We start from the raw sequence: 922 nt of genomic DNA, 5'->3' as shown, positions 1-922 counted from the left end.
GATTACAACGGCTCAGACAGCTTTACCGTGGTGGTCTCGGACGGCCAAGGCGGTACCGATACGATTACAGTCAACATTGGTGTGACGCCAGTAAACGACGATCCTGAAATCGTCGATGGCAATGGTGCGCCGCTCGGTGATGATATCTCTGTTACTACAGAAGAAGACACACCAGTGAGTGGTACGCTCAATGCCAATGACGTTGACGGTGATGACCTGACTTTTGTTAAAGGCAATGATCCACAAAACGGCTCAGTGACGGTCGATGCCGACGGTAACTGGACTTACACACCAAACGACGGCTATAACGGCTCAGACAGTTTTACCGTTGTGGTGTCTGATGGTCAAGGTGGCACTGATACGATTAAGGTTGAAATCGGGATCACCCCTGTTAACGGTACTCCTATAATCGCTATTCCAGAAAGTGAACAGGACGGTTACGTCAATGCAGAAGAAGCTGCAGATGGTATTCAAGTTGTTGTTTCACTTCCTGACGGTACAAATACAGGCGACGTAGTTGAGTTGAGAGACTCGCAAGGAAATGTTGTTGGAACACATACTGTTAGTGATAGTGACATATCTAATGGTGACATAATAATAAATGTACCGACACCTGAAGATGGTACTTATACATACGAGGCATCTATCACCGACCCTCAAGGTAATGAAGGGCCAACATCAAATCAAGTTTCTTACTACTTGGATACAGAGAGCCCAACCATCGACTTAGTGATGGTGGGCGATGGCAACATCAGCGAAGACGAAGCGGAGGCCGTGACCCTGTCGGGCAGCACGGAGAATGTCGAGCCGGGTCAGACGGTGACCTTAACCGTGACCGACAGCGCAAACCCAGCCAACAGCGCAACGTTCACCACCACGGTGGACGCGAACGGCAACTTCAGTGTGGACGTTGACCTGAGCG

Annotated in this window: 1 protein-coding gene; it reads left to right on the top strand. The window is 49.7% G+C overall.

Annotated elements, in window-relative coordinates:
• Nucleotides 1-922 (top strand): cadherin-like domain-containing protein (locus GVO60_RS22115; RefSeq protein WP_159657893.1); only part of this gene is annotated, 922 nt, incomplete at both ends.

It is taken from the genome of Vibrio atypicus (assembly GCF_009811315.1).
Classification (GTDB): Bacteria; Pseudomonadota; Gammaproteobacteria; order Enterobacterales; family Vibrionaceae; genus Vibrio; species Vibrio atypicus.
The sequence above is the reverse complement of the archived record's forward strand: the minus strand, read 5'-3'. Positions and strand labels throughout refer to the sequence as shown.